This is a genomic window from Rhodoferax sp. XS2R6, from assembly GCF_056521365.1.
Map to the genome: position 1 here is coordinate 130,111 of NZ_JBWMAY010000006.1, position 15,833 is coordinate 145,943.

Sequence of the window (15,833 nt, forward strand, 5' to 3'; positions counted from 1 at the left end):
CAATAATTTTGAATTCGCTTAGCCGCTGATGGCAGCTGCACCGGACACGATTTCAGACAGCTCTTTGGTAATTGCAGCCTGACGGGTCTTGTTGTAAACGAGCTTGAGCTCGGCAATGACGTTACCGGCATTGTCTGTGGCGGCCTTCATGGCCACCATGCGTGCAGCGTGTTCAGACGCCATGTTTTCGGCCAAAGCCTGGAACACCAGAGCCTCTACGTAACGCACGAGCAACTCGTCGATGACGGTTTGCGCGTCCGGCTCGTAGATGTAATCCCAAGCGTGGCTGCCGCCATCGGCCTTGCTGTCGGCTGCCATTTGGTCAGCAGACAGTGGCAGCAACTGCTCAACCACCGGGTCCTGCTTCATGGTGCTGACAAACTTGTTGTAGCAGACATGCACCGCACTGATCTCACCCGCCACATACGCGTCGATCAACACCTTGACAGGCCCAATGAGCTTATCCAGGTGAGGACGGTCGCCCAAGTGAGTCACGTGGGACACGACTTGCGCACCCACACGGTTCAAGAAGCCCAGACCCTTGCTGCCGATGGCAACCGCCTTGGCGGTCTTGCCGGCCGCCTGCGTATCACGCAGTTTGCCGGTGACCTGGCGCAGCAGGTTGGTATTGAGACCGCCACACAGGCCCTTGTCCGTGGTCACCACAATCAGACCCACCGCTTTCGCGTCGTTGGTCTTCATGAAGCTGTGCACGTACTCGGGGTTGGCCTGTCCCAGATTCGTCGCAATGTCCCGGATCTTCGTGCTGTAAGGCCGGGCAGCGCGCATACGCTCCTGCGCCTTGCGCATCTTGGAGACCGAGATCATTTCCATGGCCTTGGTGATCTTCTTGGTGTTTTCCACCGATTTGATCTTGGTGCGTAGTTCCTTACCTGCTGCCATCAATGGCTCCTTGTGATCAGGTGGAAATCAAGCAAAGGTTTTCTTGAACGCGGCCACAGCAGCAGTCAATTCAGCCTCGGCATCCTTGTCGAGCGCCTTGGTGTCTTCCACCTTGGCCAACAGGGCTGCGTGCTTGTCCTTGAGGTAGGCATGAAGGCCGTGCTCGAAAGCCAGGATCTTCTTGACTTCCACGTCGTCCATGAAGCCCTTGTTCACTGCGAACAGCGAAGCGCTCATGATGCTGATGGACTGGGGGCTGTATTGCTTTTGCTTGAGCAGTTCGGTCACTCGGGCACCGCGGTCCAGCTGCTTGCGGGTGGCTTCGTCCAGGTCGGAAGCGAACTGCGCGAACGCAGCCAGTTCACGGTATTGGGCCAAGTCGTTACGGATACCGCCGGACTGGCCCTTGACCACTTTGGTCTGCGCAGCAGAACCCACGCGGGACACCGAGATACCGGCGTTGATCGCGGGGCGAACGCCAGCGTTGAACAACGAGGTTTCCAGGAAGATCTGACCGTCGGTGATCGAGATCACGTTGGTAGGCACGAAAGCGGACACGTCACCGGCTTGGGTTTCGATGATAGGCAGAGCGGTCAAAGAACCGGTCTTGCCCTTCACGGCGCCCTTGGTGAAAGCTTCCACGTACTCGGCGTTCACGCGTGCTGCGCGTTCCAGCAAACGGCTGTGGAGATAAAACACGTCGCCGGGGTAGGCTTCGCGACCGGGTGGACGGCGCAGCAGCAGGGACACTTGGCGGTAGGCCACGGCTTGCTTGGACAGGTCGTCATACACGATCAGGGCGTCTTCGCCGCGGTCGCGGAAGTACTCACCCATGGTGCAACCGGAGTACGCAGACACGTACTGCATGGCAGCAGATTCAGAAGCGGAGGCAGCCACCACGATGGTGTATTCCATGGCGCCAGCTTGTTCCAGCGCGCGCACCACGTTTTTGATCGAAGAAGCCTTTTGGCCGATCGCAACGTAAACGCAGGTCATGTTCTGACCCTTCTGGTTGATGATGGCGTCGATGGCCACGGCAGTCTTGCCGGTCTGGCGGTCGCCAATGATCAATTCGCGCTGGCCGCGGCCGACGGGAACCATGGAGTCGATGGACTTCAGGCCGGTCTGCATGGGCTGATCCACGGATTTACGGGCGATCACACCAGGTGCCACCTTTTCAATCACGTCGGTCATTTTGGCGTTGATGGGGCCTTTGCCGTCGATGGGCTGACCCAGGGCGTTGACCACACGGCCTTTGAGCTCGGGGCCCACGGGCACTTCCAGAATGCGGCCGGTGCACTTGACCGTGTCGCCTTCAGAGATGTGCTCGTACTCACCCAAGATCACGGAACCGACCGAGTCACGCTCAAGGTTCAGTGCCAGACCGTAGGTGGGCAGGCCGTCGGAGCCAGCGGGGAATTCCAGCATTTCGCCTTGCATCACGTCAGACAGACCGTGGATGCGGCAGATACCGTCCGTCACCGACACCACGGTGCCTTGGTTACGGATGTCAGTGCTGGCGGACAGGCCGTCGATACGGCTCTTGATCAATTCAGAAATTTCTGCGGGATTGAGTTGCATGACTCTTTCCTTCTTTCTTTAGTTGGGCTTCACAACAAGGGGCTTGCGCCTCAAGCAGTGAGAGCCACTTTCATTTGTTCCAGACGGGCCTTGACGGAGGTGTCAAGCACTTCGTCACCCACCACCACGCGAATACCGCCGATCAGATCGGCGTCGAGCGCAACGGACACATTGAGCTTGCGGCCAAAACGCTTTTCGAGCGAAGCAGCCACATCCGACAATGCCTGCGCATCGATCGGAAAGGCGCTGTACACCACAGCATCAGAGAGTCCGCTTTGCGCATTTTTCAGTGCGCGGAACTGGGCTGCAATTTCAGGCAGGGCTTCCAGGCGGCCGTTGTCGATCACGGTGCGCAGAAAGTTCTTGCCTTGCTCCGACAGCGCAGCCTTGATCACGCCAGTGACCAAGTCGTAGACCTGGGCTTGGGTGATTTGGGGGTTGCTGGCGAACTGCTGCAATTGGCCGTCTTGGGCAATTGCAGCCAGCTCGTCCAGCCACCCGGCTGCACCGTTCAAGTCCGCTTTGGCGGCCTGGAACAGGGCTTCGGCGTAAGGCCTGGCAATGGTGGCAAGTTCAGCCATGGTCTTCCCTTACAGCTCAGTCTTCAGACGAGACAGCAAGTCGGCATGCACACCGGCATTGACTTCCTTGCGCAGGATCTGCTCAGCGCCTTTAACGGCGAGGGCGGCGACCTGTTCGCGCAATGCTTCACGGGCCTTCACGGACTGCTGCTCGGCTTCTGCCTTGGCAGCCGCAATGATGCGGTTGCCTTCTTCGGTGGCGCGGGCCTTGGCTTCTTCCACAATGGCCTGTCCACGACGCTCGGCATCAGCCAGGCGACCTGCGGTTTCATTCTTGGAGGATGCCAGTTCGGCTTCCACGCGCTTGTTGGCAGACGCCAGTTCGGCCTTGGCCTTGTCGGCGGCGGCAAGGCCGTCGGCGATCTTCTGTGCCCGCTCGTCCAGCGCTTTCGTGATCGGGGGCCACACGAATTTCATCGTGAACCACACCAGGATCGCAAAAACGATAGCCTGCAGGAACAGGGTTGCGTTGATGTTCACGGTTTGATTCCTTCTCTAACGTGAAGGGCCGTTTTTTAGCGCAGAACGAAGGGGTTGGCGAATGCGAACAGCAGAGCGATAGCAACACCGATCAGGAACGCAGCGTCAATCAGACCGGCCAAGATGAACATCTTGGTTTGCAGTTCGTTCATCAGCTCGGGTTGACGTGCAGAAGATTCGAGGAACTTGCCACCCATCAGCGCGATGCCGATGGAAGCGCCGATAGCGCCCAGACCAACGATGATGCCGCAAGCCAATGCCACGAGGCCGAGAATGTTTTCCATGAGAAGCTCCTAAAAGTTAGTGGAAAAAGAAAAACGAAAACAAAGAAACGAAACAGTTACATCAATGTGCGTCGTGCGCTTGACCGGTGTAGATCAGCGTCAACATCATAAAGATGAAGGCTTGCAAAGTGATCACCAGAATGTGGAACAGGGTCCACACGGTTCCGGCAATGACATGGCCAACAGCCAAGCCAACACCTGTTGCGGACAGTGCCCAGCCGCCGCCCATCAGGGCGATCAACATAAACACCAACTCACCTGCAAACATATTGCCAAACAACCGCATGCCGTGGGACACGGTCTTGGCAAGGTATTCAATCATCTGCATCAGGAAGTTCACAGGGTACAGGGCCCAGTGGTCACCAAACGGTGCAGCAATCAGTTCATGCGCCCAGCCGCCCAAACCTTTGATCTTGATGTTGTAGAACACACAGATCAACAGCACCGAGCAAGACAGGCCCAAGGTGGTGGAAAGGTCAGCAGTCGGCACTACACGCATGTAGTCTTTGAAACCCATGGCAGGGCCGGCGGTGTGCCAGATCTGGGGAATCAGATCCACTGGCAGCATGTCCATGGCGTTCATCAGGAAAATCCAGACAAACACGGTCAGCGCCAAGGGGGAAATCAGCTTGCGGCTCTTGGCGTTGTGGATCACACCCTTGGCTTGGTTCTCCACCATCTCGGACAAAATTTCCACGGCGGCTTGGAAGCGACCGGGTACGCCGGAGGTGGCTTTGCGCGCAGCGCTCCACAGCACAAAACAACCAATCACACCCAAAATCACCGAGAACAGCACCGAGTCAAAATTAAACAGGCTGAAATCAACAATACTGGTTTGCTTCACGCTCTGAAAGGAAAAATCCTTCTGCAGGTGTTGCAAGTGGTGCTGGATGTATTCACCAGCGGAGGGGGCATGTGTTCCAGTGTTTTCTACAGACATAGGTCACCAAATATCAATTCGAACCGTTGAGACTTCGGCGCCGCGAGTGCAACCACGCGGCCACCCAATACACCTTCATCGTCACCACAAAGCCGGCCACCAAGGCCAACCAGTTGAGCGGAGAGACCACCTTGGGTGCCGCCAACAACATGGCAACGGTCAAGGCAACTTTCACCGACTCCCAAATCACAAACCCCAGCATGGCTGCTCCAGGCTGAGCCACTGCACGCTGACGCTGCAGCCCCCGCACCATCAGTGCCGCGGGGAAAACCACCGCCAGGGCGCCGTAGGCTGCAGAAATGCCTGCCACTTTGCCAGCCCATACACCGGCAACCAAGGCCAGCACCACGCCAGCGACCAATTGCCACACAATGACCCACCAGGGGGAAATTGCGGGATGGGCGCTGCGCCACTGCCGGGCTTCTTCTGCCGTCATGGGCTTGAACTCTGCATCAAAGACCCCATCTGGGTTCTCTGCGTCAGTGGGCGAATAAGGCTGAGGCGCGATTGTCATGAATGAAAATTACGCTCAGGTTACTGCCGGTGTTCAATGCACAGCCCACGATTATACGTAGAAACCCGGCACTGCCTAGCACTTCCCGCTTTGGGTGCACGCCCTAACCACCCCACAGCGATAATTGGAAGCAGCATTCCCTCTCCAGAAGACAACCGTATGACCACCCCCACCCCGCCGGCTGAATCGCTGATCGAATACCCCTCGCAGTTCCCCATCAAGGTCATGGGTCACAAGGTGGAAGGGCTGGTGCACGCGATCTCGGTCATTGCCAAACAGTTCGACCCGGCGTTTGACGCCTCCACCATCGAACTGCGTGAAAGCAAAGGTGGCAACTACCTGGGCGTGACCATCACCATCACCGCCACCAGCCGCGAACAGCTCGACGAGCTGTACCGCACGCTGTCCACCCACCCCATGGTCAAAGTGGTGTTATGACCCCCACGCTCCGCCGCTGCGCGGGTCGCTGCCCCCCAAGGGGGCTAATTTTTCTTGGGGCGGCCCTGCGAAAAATTGCACTCACACCCAGCCATGGAACTTAAGCAGCTCGGCCGCGTGGACTACCTGCCCACCTACGCGGCGATGCAGGCATTTACCAACGAAAGAGCTGTCGGGCCCTCGTCCACTGTGCGCGACCAGCTATGGATTTGTGCGCATCCGCCAGTCTTCACTCAGGGCCTGGCGGGCAAGCCGGAACACATTTTTAACCCCGCAGACATTCCCGTGGTGGCCACCAACCGGGGCGGCCAGGTCACCTACCACGGCCCCGGCCAGGTGGTGGGCTACCCGCTGATCGACCTCAAACGTGCGGGTTATTTCGTCAAGGAATATGTCTACCGCATCGAGGAAGCCGTCATCAAGACGCTGTTCCACTTCGGCGTGACCGGCCACCGCGTGGCGGGCGCACCCGGCATTTATGTGCGGCTGGACGACCCCACGGGCCACGCCCCGCTGGCGCAGCGCCCCCAGCAGGGGGCTGCCAGTCACGCCGATCCGGACTTCACCGGGCTGGGCAAGATTGCCGCCCTGGGCATCAAGGTCAGCCGCAACTGCACCTACCACGGCGTGGCGCTCAATGTGGCCATGGACCTGGAACCCTTCTCGCGTATCAACCCTTGCGGCTACGCCCGGCTGCAAACTGTGGATCTTTCTACAATCGGGGTCTCTGTTGGCTGGGCTGATGCCGCCGACGTGTTGGGCCACAAGCTCGCAACCTACCTGGCGCCCTGACCGCGCCCCCCGCCCCATGAGCCATAGCGAAGACACCACCATCCAGCCCCCCACCAACGCAACCGTGCGCGACGTGCAGTCGCTGGATGCCTACAAAGCTACCGACAAGCAGAAGGCTGCGGCCAAGCTATCGCGCATTCCGGTCAAAGTGGTGCAGGGTGAAGTGCTGAAGAAGCCGGACTGGATCCGCGTCAAGGCCGGCAGCCCCAGCACTCGCTTCTACGAAATCAAGGATGTGCTGCGCGCCAACAAACTGGTGACCGTGTGTGAAGAAGCCAGCTGCCCCAATATCGGTGAATGCTTTGGCAAAGGCACAGCCACCTTCATGATCATGGGCGACAAGTGCACGCGCCGCTGCCCCTTCTGCGACGTGGGCCACGGCCGCCCGGACCCGCTGGACGTGAACGAGCCCGACAACCTGGCCAAGACCATTGCCCAGCTCAAGCTCAACTACGTGGTGATCACCAGCGTGGACCGCGACGACCTGCGCGACGGCGGCGCTGGCCACTTTGTGGAATGCATCCGCAAGACCCGTGAGTTGTCGCCCAAGACGCAGATCGAGGTGCTGGTGCCCGACTTCCGGGGCCGCGACGACCGTGCGCTGGAAATCCTGAAGGCCGCCCCCCCCGACGTGATGAACCACAACCTGGAAACCATCCCCCGCCTCTACAAAGAAGCGCGCCCGGGATCGGACTACCAGTTCAGTCTGAACCTGCTGAAGAAGTTCAAGGCCCTGTTCCCCGACGTGCCGACCAAGAGTGGCCTGATGGTCGGCCTGGGCGAAACCGACGAAGAGATTCTGGACACCATGCGCGACATGCGCGCCCACAACATCGAGATGCTGACCATCGGCCAGTACCTCGCACCCAGCACCAGCCACCTGCCGGTGCGTCGTTATGTGCACCCCGACACCTTCAAGATGTTCGAGGAAGAGGCCTACAAGATGGGCTTCAAACACGCCGCAGTGGGCGCCATGGTCCGCTCCAGCTACCACGCTGATGTGCAAGCCGGCCACGCAATGAATACCCCAGCGGCCTGAACACGCAAATTGCTATCAATTAAATAGCTGCCAGCGCACATCTGATGTGAGCTAGCAGCTATTTTTGCGTCAAGGCTTGGCGTAGCCGCCCTCGACCCAGGCGAGCGCGCTGGCTCGGTTTAGCTTGAACCCTGGCGAAACCCGCACCTGCGCCAGCAAGTCATCCCCCGCATCCCGGGCGCTGAGCATCGCGCTCGGATTGTCTTCGTCCGGTTCAATGTCCAGAAACACCGTGACTCGCCCTAAGGCAGCCCCAACCTCGATACTTTGATGCAGGCTGGCATGCAGCTGCTGCTCGCTGCGACGCACAAACTCCCGGGCGGTTTTCACCAGCGTCAGAAAAGCACTCTGGTCTAGCGGCTTGGGGTTCTTTTTGTCGCGCCCCATGGTCCAGGGCCCCACCAGTGCCGGCTCCGAGGCGCCATCTGCCGTCATGGCCACCGCCCAGCCATCATCGTCTTCGTTTTTCACCACGCGGGCCGTCCAGCCGTCGCTGATCCACAGGCGTGGCTCCTGGGTTTTCATGTCGGATTCGTTCAAGTTCATGGCGTGGAGTATGCAGTGATACGGACTTGCGCTCTGCGCAGCACGCCCACGATGGTGCACCGCCGCAATGCGCCATTTTGGACACGCGCACGACAAAAGTGCGATGTCGGATTTGGACAAATGCCCGTCTTTCAGGCGCAAGGTTTTATTGACCTGAAGCAAAACAATAGCGCCAAGACAGTTTCCCTGGACCACCACAAACTTCATGCGCGGCCAACACTACTCCCTCTGGAGCCTGCTCAAGCACGGTTTCAAAAACCACACCACCTGGGAACCCGCTTGGGAACGGGTGGCCTTGAAGCCGTCGTATGACGTGGTCATCGTGGGCGGCGGCGGGCACGGCCTGGCCACGGCCTATTACCTCGCCAAGAACCATCCCGGCATTGGCAAGATCGCCGTGCTGGAAAAAGGCTACCTGGGCGGCGGCAACACCGCCCGCAACACCACCATCGTGCGCTCCAACTACCTGTGGGATGACGCCGCAGCGATTTACGAACATTCCCTCAAGCTGTGGGAAAGCCTGACCGAAGACCTGAACTTCAACGTCATGTTTAGCCAGCGCGGCGTGTTCAACCTGGGCCACACCCTGCAGGACATGCGCGACATCGAACGCCGCGTGAACGCCAACGCGCTGCAGGGCATTGACGCCCATGTGCTCAACGCCAAAGAAGTGCAAGAAAAAATCCCCCAGCTCGATTGCAGCGCCAGCCGCCGCTACCCCGTGCTGGGCGCCAGCTGGCAACCCCGTGCCGGTGTGGCCCACCACGATGCCGTGGCCCGCGGTTTTGCCCGCGCCGCCAGCCGCTTGGGTGTGGACCTGATCGAGGGCTGCGAAGTCAGCGGCATGGACATCGAGGCCGGCCAGATTCGCGGCTTGCAAACCAACCTGGGGTATGTGAAAGCGGGCCGCGTGGGCTGTGTAGCCGCCGGCCACTCCTCGGTGCTGGCCAAGATGGCCGGGCTGCGCATGCCGCTGGAGAGCCACCCGCTGCAAGCCTTTGTGTCCGAATCCATGCAGCGCGTGATCGACACCGTCATCATGTCCAACGCCGTGCACGGCTACCTGAGCCAGTCCGACAAGGGCGAGCTGGTCATCGGCGCCGGCATCGACAGCTACCTGGGCTACGGCCAGCGCGGCAGCCCCCATGTCATCGAGCACACGGCGGCGGCCATCATTGAAATGTTCCCGCAGTTCTCCCGCGTGCGTATGAACCGCCAATGGGGCGGCATTGTGGACGTGACGCCCGACGCCTGCCCCATCATTTCCAAGACCGCCGTGCAAGGCCTGTTTTTCAACTGCGGCTGGGGCACCGGTGGCTTCAAGGCCACGCCCGGCTCCGGCCATGTGTTCGCCGACATGCTGGCCCAGGGCGAGGCCAATGCGCTCTCCAGAGCCTTCTCGGTGGACCGCTTCCACACCGGCCACCTCATTGACGAACACGGCGCTGCCGGCGTTGCCCACTAATCCTCAGGACCACCATGTTTCTAATGCATTGCCCCCACTGCGGCGAATTGCGGGACGAAGAAGAGTTCAGCTACGCCGGTGAAGCCTATATCCCCCGCCCCGCCCAGCCCGAAGCGGTGGACGACGCCACCTGGGGCGACTACGTGTTCTTCCGCAAAAATACCAAAGGCTGGTTCTGGGAGCAGTGGCAACACACGGCGGCATGCCGCAAGGTGTTGGCCGTGAAGCGCAACACCGCGACCTACGAAATCGCCGGCACCTGGACCCTGGCCGAGGCCAAGCCCCTGTACCTGACCGACCTGGAACGCGAGGTGAAGGCATGAGCGGCACCCGCGTCTCCCTGGCTGGCACGCGCATCGACACCGCGCAGACCCTCCGCTTCAGTTTCAACGGCCGCGACTACACCGGCCACCCCGGCGACACACTCGCCTCCGCCCTGCTCGCCAACGGCGTGCGCCGCATGGCGCGCAGCTTCAAGTACGGCCGCCCCCGCGGCATCATCGGCGCCGGCGCAGAAGAACCTAACGCCCTGGTGCAACTGGGCACCGGCGCACTCACCGTGCCCAACATCAAGGCCACCCAGGCCGAGCTGTACGACGGGCTGGTGGCCAACCCCACCTCCGGCTGGCCGTCGCTGGATTTCGACCTGAAGTCGGTGCTGGGCCAGGGCTCGCGCTTCATGCCCGCCGGCTTTTACAGCAAGACCTTCAAGTGGCCGCGCAAGCTCTGGCCGCTGTATGAAACTGTGATCCGCAAGTTCGCAGGCTTTGGCAGCGCGCCTACCGAGGCCGACCCCGAGCGCTACGACCACCTGCACCACCATGCCGATGTGCTGGTGGTGGGCGGCGGTGCCTGCGGCCTGCTCGCCGCCTTGCAAGCCGGCCAAGCCGGACTCAGAACCCTACTGCTGGATGAGCAAAATGAACTGGGCGGCTGGCTGCTGTCTGACACCACCGCACAGATTGACGGGCGCAACAGCGAAGCCTATATCCGCGCGGTGCAGGCCGCGTTGCAGGACATGCCGCATGTGACGGTGCTGACCCGCACCACCGCATTTGGTATGTACGAACAAAACCTGGTGCAAGCCGTGGAGCTGGTGCAAGACCACCTGGCCCCCACGCAACGCAATGCCGACATGCCCCGCCACCGGCTGCACAAGATCCGCGCCCACCATGTGGTGCTGGCCACGGGCGCCATCGAACGGCCTCTGGTGTTCGGCAACAACGACCTGCCCGGTGTGATGACGGTGTCCGCCGGCCAAACCTTCCTGCAACGCTACGGCGTGCTGGTGGGCAAGTCCATCGTGCTGTGCGGCACCAGCGACCTGGTGCATGACGCGGCGGAACTGCTGGCCAGCGCCGGTGCCAAGGTCACGGTGGCCGATGTGCGCCATGGCGCCAAGGCCCGCAGCCCGCGCTACACCGTGATGGCCGGCTACGGCATTGCCGAAGCCCTGGGCCGCGGCGAAGTAACCCGCGTGCGCCTGGTGCCCCTGCATGCCGAGCGCGACGAAGCCGCCGGCCCCGGCACCACGCTGGCCTGCGATGCGGTGCTCAGCTCCGGCGGTCTGTCGCCCACGGTGCATTTGTTCTGCCACGACGGAGGCCGACCCGTGTGGGACGAATCCGTCGCCGCCTTTGTGGTGCCACGCACTGGCCGCAAGGGTGTGGCCTGCGTGGGCGCTGTCACCGGTACCTTCGAACTGACCGAGGCCTTGGCCCAAACCACCCAGGCCATGCAAAGTGTGCTGGCCACACTGGGCAAGCCCGCCACCTTGACCGTACCCGCCTGCCCCAGCCCCGTGCGCATGGCAGCCCGCCCCATGTTCCGCCTGCCCGATGGCAAAGCAGAGGGTGCTGGCGCCAAGGCCTTTGTGGACTACCAGAACGACGTTAGCGCGGCCGACATCGAGCTAGCAGTGCGCGAGAACTACCACTCCATTGAACACGTCAAACGCTACACCGCGCTGGGCTTTGGCACCGACCAGGGCAAGCTCTCCAACGTGAACGGTTTTGTCATCACGGCCCGCGCGCTCAAGCGTCCTGTGTCCGAGGTCGGCACCACCACCTACCGCCCCGCCTACACCCCCGTAAGCCTGGGCGCCCTGGCCGGCACCATGCGCGAAGAGTGTTTTGACCCCAGCCGTTACACCGCCATCCATGCATCACACGTGGCGCGCCAGGCGGCCCTGGAGCCCGTGGGCCAATGGCTGCGCCCCTGGTACTTCCCCAAGCCCGGCGAAGACATGCATGCGGCGGTCAACCGCGAATGCCTGGCCGCCCGTAACGGCGTAGCGGTGATGGATGCCTCCACCCTGGGCAAGATCCAGATCGACGGGCCGGATGCACGCGAATTTCTGAACCGCATCTATTCCAACGCCTGGAGCCAGCTGGCCGTGGGCAAGTGCCGTTACGGCCTGATGCTGGATGAAAACGGCATGGTGATGGACGACGGCGTGACGGCCTGCATCGAACAAAACCAGTTCTACATGACCACCACCACCGGCGGTGCCGCCCGCGTGCTGAACTGGCTGGAGCGCTGGCACCAAACCGAATGGCCAGACCTCAAGGTGTGGATTACCTCGGTCACCGACCACTGGTCCACCGTGGCCCTGGTGGGCCCCAAGGCCCGCGCCGTGTTGGCCAAGCTGTGCCCGGACATCGACCTGTCGCCCGAGAACTTCAAGTTCATGGACTGGCGCGCTGGCACCGTCTGTGGTCTGCCCGCCCGCGTGTTCCGCATCAGCTTCTCCGGCGAAGTGTCTTACGAGCTGAACGTCGAGTCCGGCTACGGCCAGGCCCTGTGGGAGGCCGTGATGGCCGCGGGTGCCGAGTTCGACATCACCCCCTACGGCACCGAGACCATGCACGTGCTGCGCGCCGAGAAGGGGTTCATCATCGTCGGCCAGGACACCGATGGCTCCATGAGCCCGCTGGACCTGGACATGGCCTGGGCCGTGGGCATGAAGAAGCCCTTCAGCTTCCTGGGCAAGCGCTCGCTGGCGCGCAGCGACACCGCCCGCGCCGGGCGCAAGCAACTGGTCGGCCTGCTGCCCGAAGACCCGCACGTCGTGCTTATCGAGGGCGCACAAATCATGGAAAGTGCCGTAGCGCAACCCGGTGCCAACAACCGGATGCTGGGCCATGTGACCTCCAGCTACTACAGCGCCTTCCTGGGCCGCTCCATCGCCATGGCGGTGGTGGCCGGTGGGTTGGAGCGCAAGGACCAGACCCTGCACGTGCATGCCCACGGCAAGGTCACACCGGTCAAGGTGTCGGGCAGCGTGTTTGTGGATGTGAAAGGTGATCGCCAAAATGTCTAAGCCCACCCTGCAATCCCCGCTGCACGCCTTCGGGCTCGATGCGCAAGCGGTGCCGCCTTCAGCCTTGAACCGGGTGGTCTTCAGCGAGCTGCCCCACCTGGGTTACATCGTGCTGCGCGGCAAGGCCGACGACCAAGCCTTCGTGCAAGGCGTCACATCCGTACTCGGGCACAGCGTTCCGGTACAGCCGCGCCAGGTGCTGCAGACTTCCGAGGGTCCGGTGCTTTGGCTCTCGCCCGACGAGTGGCTGCTGGTCTGCCCCCGCAGTCGGCGCGACGCGGTATTGGCTGCGCTGACGGTCGCCCTGCAAGAGGTGTTCGCCCAGGTGGTGGACAACAGCGGTGGCTTCACCACCCTGCGCCTGGCAGGCCCCGAGCACCAGACCCTGCTGCGCCAACTTGGTCCTTACGACTTCGAGAGCCAGGCCATCGGCACACTGGCCAGCACCGTGATGTCCAAGACCTCCGTCAACGTGGTGCGTACCGATGCCACCGGCGTACTGCTGGTGTTCCGCCGCAGCTTTGCGGACTATCTGTGGCGCCTGATCGAACGCACGGCCAAGCCCTACCACCCCTGCATCGCCGCACCGGCCGCGGTGGCCGATCCGGTGTTCACCCCCCTGCTCAACGCATAAGAACGAGACACACCCATGAACCACTTTTTCTCCACCGGAGTCGCTGAGGCAGACCCTGCCGTCTCCATCGCCATGGACCACGAACTGCAACGCCAGCGTGACCAGATCGAACTCATCGCCTCCGAGAACATCGTCTCCCAGGCGGTGCTGGAAGCCCAGGGCTCGGTACTGACCAACAAGTACGCCGAAGGCTACCCCGGAAAACGCTACTACGGCGGCTGCGAGCATGTCGACGTGGTGGAGGCGCTGGCCATTGAGCGCCTGTGCAAGCTGTTCGGCTCGGAATTTGCGAATGTGCAACCCCACTCGGGCGCGCAGGCCAACACCGCCGTGATGCTGGCCCTGCTGCAACCCGGCGACACGGTGCTGGGCATGGCCCTGTCCGCCGGCGGCCACCTGACCCACGGCGCCAAGCCCGCGCTCTCGGGCAAATGGTTCAAGGCCGTGCAGTACGGCGTGCGCCGTGCTGACTCGCTGATCGACTACGACGAAGTCGAAGCCCTGGCGGTCGAACACAAACCCAAACTCATCATCGCGGGCTTCTCGGCCTACCCACGCACCATCGACTGGGCCCGTTTCCGCGCGATTGCCGACAAGGTGGGCGCGTTGCTGATGGTGGACATGGCCCACGTGGCCGGTCTGGTCGCCACCGGCGTCTACCCCAGCCCGGTGCCCCATGCCCATGTCACCACCTCCACCACCCACAAGACCCTGCGCGGCCCACGCGGCGGTGTGATCCTGACCAACGACGCCGAGATCGCCAAGAAGATCAATTCCGCCGTATTCCCCGGCGCCCAGGGTGGCCCACTGATGCACGTGATTGCCGCCAAGGCCGTGGCCTTTGGCGAAGCGCTGCAACCGTCCTTCAAGGCCTACACCGAGCAAGTTGTGGCCAACGCCAAGGCCTTGGGTGCCGTGCTCAAGGCCGGTGGCCTGGACCTGGTCACCGGTGGCACCGACAACCACCTGCTGCTGGTCGACCTGCGCCCCCTGGGCCTGAAGGGCAACACCACCGAAGTAGCGCTGGAACGTGCCGGCATCACCTGCAACAAGAACGGCATTCCGTTTGACGACGAAAAACCCACCATCACCTCCGGCATCCGCGTCGGCACCGCTGCCGGTACCACGCGTGGTTTCGGTGTGGTCGAGTTCGAAGAAGTGGGCCGCCTGATGCTGGAAGTCTTCAACAGCCTGAAGACCAAACCGGAAGGCGATGCCGCCCTGGAGGCCTCGGTCTATACCCGCGTCAAAGCGCTGACGGCCCGTTTTCCTCTTTACGCATAAAGGACACGCACCATGAGCACCCTGCACCAAGACTCCATCGTCATCGACGGTCTCATCATTGCCAAGTTGGACCGCAGCGTCTTTGAAGATATGAAAAAGGGCGGCCTGGCCGCCGCCAACTGCACCGTCTCGGTGTGGGACGACTTTCCCAAGACGGTGGACAACATCGCCCAGCTCAAACAGCTGATACGCGACAACAGCGACCTCGTGACCCTGGCGCGCAACACGGCGGACATCGTCCAAGCCAAGGCCGAAGGCAAGACCGGCATCATCCTGGGCTTCCAGAACGCCCATGCCTTTGAGGACAACCTCGGCTACATCGAAGCCTTCCACGACATAGGAGTGCGCGTGGTCCAGCTTTGCTACAACACGCAGAACCTCGTGGGTACCGGCTGCTATGAGCGCGACGGCGGACTTTCCGGCTATGGCCGCGAGGTCATTGCAGAGATGAACCGCGTCGGCATCATGGTCGACCTGTCGCACGTGGGCAGCAAGACCTCGGAAGAAGCGATCCTGGCCTCCACCAAACCCGTGGCCTACACCCACTGCCTGCCCCTGGGCCTGAAGGACCACCCGCGCAACAAGAGCGACGCAGAGCTGAAATTCATTGCCGACCACGGTGGCTTCATCGGCGTGACCATGTTCTCGCCCTTCCTCAAGCGCGGCAATGACTCGACCGTGCACGACTATGTCGAGGCGATCGACTATGTCATCAACATCGTGGGCGAAGACTGCGTGGGCCTGGGCTCCGACTTCACCCAAGGCCACGGCCATGAGTTCTTCGAGATGCTGACGCATGACAAAGGCCGCTGGCGCCGCCTGACCCACTTCGGCAAGGTGATCAACCCCGAAGGCATTCGCACCATTGGCGACTTTCCCAACCTGACGGCCACGATGCAGCAATCCGGCTGGTCCGATGCCCGCATCACCAAGGTGCTGGGCGCCAACTGGATGAAGTTCTTCGGCCAGGTCTGGGGCCGCTAAACCCCCGACCACCCCGGCACAACCCCATCTCCCGTTCCGCTTCCGT

Annotated in this window: 17 protein-coding genes; 9 read left to right on the forward strand and 8 right to left on the reverse strand. The window is 61.8% G+C overall.

The genetic code is table 11. The annotated features are described in order from the left end of the window. Positions 1-18: 18 nt before the first annotated feature. The 7 genes from atpG to AC097A_RS17855 all read right to left on the reverse strand — a co-directional run bounded on the left by atpG (position 19) and on the right by AC097A_RS17855 (position 5,283). Positions 19-903 (reverse strand): F0F1 ATP synthase subunit gamma, encoded by an 885-nt coding sequence (gene atpG / locus AC097A_RS17825; protein ID WP_105261670.1) that lies wholly within the window; start codon positions 901-903, stop codon positions 19-21. Positions 904-930: 27 nt separating this feature from the next. After that, positions 931-2,484, reverse strand: coding sequence for a F0F1 ATP synthase subunit alpha (gene atpA, locus AC097A_RS17830; protein ID WP_105261671.1), 1,554 nt, complete (start codon positions 2,482-2,484; stop codon positions 931-933). Positions 2,485-2,534: 50 nt separating this feature from the next. Beyond that, a complete protein-coding gene (locus AC097A_RS17835) occupies positions 2,535-3,065 on the reverse strand; it encodes a F0F1 ATP synthase subunit delta (RefSeq protein WP_315848763.1) in 531 nt (176 codons plus the stop codon). Positions 3,066-3,074: 9 nt separating this feature from the next. Continuing rightward, positions 3,075-3,545: a F0F1 ATP synthase subunit B gene (locus AC097A_RS17840; protein WP_315480582.1), complete on the reverse strand. Its 471-nt coding sequence runs from the start codon at positions 3,543-3,545 to the stop codon at positions 3,075-3,077. Between the two features lie 35 nt (positions 3,546-3,580). Continuing rightward, positions 3,581-3,829, reverse strand: a complete 249-nt coding sequence (gene atpE / locus AC097A_RS17845) for a F0F1 ATP synthase subunit C (protein ID WP_058933479.1) — start codon at positions 3,827-3,829, stop codon at positions 3,581-3,583. A 61-nt stretch (positions 3,830-3,890) separates the two neighbouring features. Beyond that, complete coding sequence (atpB, locus tag AC097A_RS17850; protein ID WP_315480581.1) at positions 3,891-4,769, reverse strand: F0F1 ATP synthase subunit A; 879 nt, start codon at positions 4,767-4,769, stop codon at positions 3,891-3,893. A 13-nt stretch (positions 4,770-4,782) separates the two neighbouring features. Further along, positions 4,783-5,283 carry an ATP synthase subunit I gene (locus AC097A_RS17855; RefSeq protein ID WP_479621877.1) on the reverse strand — a complete coding sequence of 167 codons (501 nt, stop codon included), beginning with the start codon at positions 5,281-5,283 and terminating at the stop codon, positions 4,783-4,785. Between the two features lie 159 nt (positions 5,284-5,442). Here AC097A_RS17855 and AC097A_RS17860 point away from each other — a divergent pair, with 159 nt between their 5' ends. From AC097A_RS17860 to lipA, 3 genes are all read left to right on the forward strand, one after another. Further along, positions 5,443-5,721 (forward strand): YbeD family protein, encoded by a 279-nt coding sequence (locus AC097A_RS17860; RefSeq protein WP_479621878.1) that lies wholly within the window; start codon positions 5,443-5,445, stop codon positions 5,719-5,721. Positions 5,722-5,814: 93 nt separating this feature from the next. Continuing rightward, positions 5,815-6,513, forward strand: a complete 699-nt coding sequence (lipB, locus tag AC097A_RS17865) for a lipoyl(octanoyl) transferase LipB (protein ID WP_479621879.1) — start codon at positions 5,815-5,817, stop codon at positions 6,511-6,513. A 16-nt stretch (positions 6,514-6,529) separates the two neighbouring features. Next, positions 6,530-7,552 carry a lipoyl synthase gene (lipA, locus tag AC097A_RS17870; RefSeq protein WP_479621880.1) on the forward strand — a complete coding sequence of 341 codons (1,023 nt, stop codon included), beginning with the start codon at positions 6,530-6,532 and terminating at the stop codon, positions 7,550-7,552. A gap of 69 nt (positions 7,553-7,621) precedes the next feature. On the opposite strand, the gene AC097A_RS17875 is transcribed toward lipA, so the two are convergent. Beyond that, positions 7,622-8,098, reverse strand: coding sequence for a hypothetical protein (locus tag AC097A_RS17875; protein WP_479621881.1), 477 nt, complete (start codon positions 8,096-8,098; stop codon positions 7,622-7,624). Positions 8,099-8,303: 205 nt separating this feature from the next. Between AC097A_RS17875 and AC097A_RS17880 the strand changes: the two genes are divergently transcribed. Genes AC097A_RS17880 through AC097A_RS17905 form a run of 6 tightly spaced genes read left to right on the forward strand, consistent with a single transcriptional unit; the run spans position 8,304 to position 15,787 of the window. Continuing rightward, positions 8,304-9,563, forward strand: a complete 1,260-nt coding sequence (locus AC097A_RS17880; RefSeq protein ID WP_479621882.1) for a sarcosine oxidase subunit beta family protein — start codon at positions 8,304-8,306, stop codon at positions 9,561-9,563. A gap of 14 nt (positions 9,564-9,577) precedes the next feature. Further along, positions 9,578-9,886, forward strand: a complete 309-nt coding sequence (locus AC097A_RS17885) for a sarcosine oxidase subunit delta (protein ID WP_315496778.1) — start codon at positions 9,578-9,580, stop codon at positions 9,884-9,886. Continuing rightward, the gene (locus AC097A_RS17890) at positions 9,883-12,885 is read left to right on the forward strand and encodes a sarcosine oxidase subunit alpha family protein (RefSeq protein WP_479621883.1); all 3,003 of its coding nucleotides are present in this window, start codon (positions 9,883-9,885) and stop codon (positions 12,883-12,885) included. Before AC097A_RS17885 ends, AC097A_RS17890 begins: the two co-directional genes overlap by 4 nt. After that, a complete protein-coding gene (locus AC097A_RS17895; RefSeq protein WP_479621884.1) occupies positions 12,878-13,519 on the forward strand; it encodes a sarcosine oxidase subunit gamma in 642 nt (213 codons plus the stop codon). The genes AC097A_RS17890 and AC097A_RS17895 overlap by 8 nt, the downstream gene beginning before the upstream one ends. Positions 13,520-13,534: 15 nt before the next feature. Beyond that, positions 13,535-14,803: a serine hydroxymethyltransferase gene (locus AC097A_RS17900; RefSeq protein ID WP_479621885.1), complete on the forward strand. Its 1,269-nt coding sequence runs from the start codon at positions 13,535-13,537 to the stop codon at positions 14,801-14,803. Positions 14,804-14,815: 12 nt separating this feature from the next. After that, positions 14,816-15,787 carry a dipeptidase gene (locus AC097A_RS17905; RefSeq protein ID WP_479621886.1) on the forward strand — a complete coding sequence of 324 codons (972 nt, stop codon included), beginning with the start codon at positions 14,816-14,818 and terminating at the stop codon, positions 15,785-15,787. Positions 15,788-15,833 lie beyond the last annotated feature (46 nt).

Bases quoted from the DNA above. Each gene is read 5' to 3' on its own strand.
- atpG (WP_105261670.1), bottom strand. From the start codon at position 903: ATGGCAGCAGGTAAGGAACTACGCACCAAGATCAAATCGGTGGAAAAC.
- atpA (WP_105261671.1), bottom strand. From the start codon at position 2,484: ATGCAACTCAATCCCGCAGAAATTTCTGAATTGATCAAGAGCCGTATC.
- AC097A_RS17835 (WP_315848763.1), bottom strand. From the start codon at position 3,065: ATGGCTGAACTTGCCACCATTGCCAGGCCTTACGCCGAAGCCCTGTTC.
- atpE (WP_058933479.1), bottom strand. From the start codon at position 3,829: ATGGAAAACATTCTCGGCCTCGTGGCATTGGCTTGCGGCATCATCGTT.
- atpB (WP_315480581.1), bottom strand. From the start codon at position 4,769: ATGTCTGTAGAAAACACTGGAACACATGCCCCCTCCGCTGGTGAATAC.
- AC097A_RS17855 (WP_479621877.1), bottom strand. From the start codon at position 5,283: ATGACAATCGCGCCTCAGCCTTATTCGCCCACTGACGCAGAGAACCCA.
- AC097A_RS17860 (WP_479621878.1), top strand. From the start codon at position 5,443: ATGACCACCCCCACCCCGCCGGCTGAATCGCTGATCGAATACCCCTCG.
- lipB (WP_479621879.1), top strand. From the start codon at position 5,815: ATGGAACTTAAGCAGCTCGGCCGCGTGGACTACCTGCCCACCTACGCG.
- lipA (WP_479621880.1), top strand. From the start codon at position 6,530: ATGAGCCATAGCGAAGACACCACCATCCAGCCCCCCACCAACGCAACC.
- AC097A_RS17875 (WP_479621881.1), bottom strand. From the start codon at position 8,098: ATGAACTTGAACGAATCCGACATGAAAACCCAGGAGCCACGCCTGTGG.
- AC097A_RS17880 (WP_479621882.1), top strand. From the start codon at position 8,304: ATGCGCGGCCAACACTACTCCCTCTGGAGCCTGCTCAAGCACGGTTTC.
- AC097A_RS17885 (WP_315496778.1), top strand. From the start codon at position 9,578: ATGTTTCTAATGCATTGCCCCCACTGCGGCGAATTGCGGGACGAAGAA.
- AC097A_RS17890 (WP_479621883.1), top strand. From the start codon at position 9,883: ATGAGCGGCACCCGCGTCTCCCTGGCTGGCACGCGCATCGACACCGCG.
- AC097A_RS17895 (WP_479621884.1), top strand. From the start codon at position 12,878: ATGTCTAAGCCCACCCTGCAATCCCCGCTGCACGCCTTCGGGCTCGAT.
- AC097A_RS17900 (WP_479621885.1), top strand. From the start codon at position 13,535: ATGAACCACTTTTTCTCCACCGGAGTCGCTGAGGCAGACCCTGCCGTC.
- AC097A_RS17905 (WP_479621886.1), top strand. From the start codon at position 14,816: ATGAGCACCCTGCACCAAGACTCCATCGTCATCGACGGTCTCATCATT.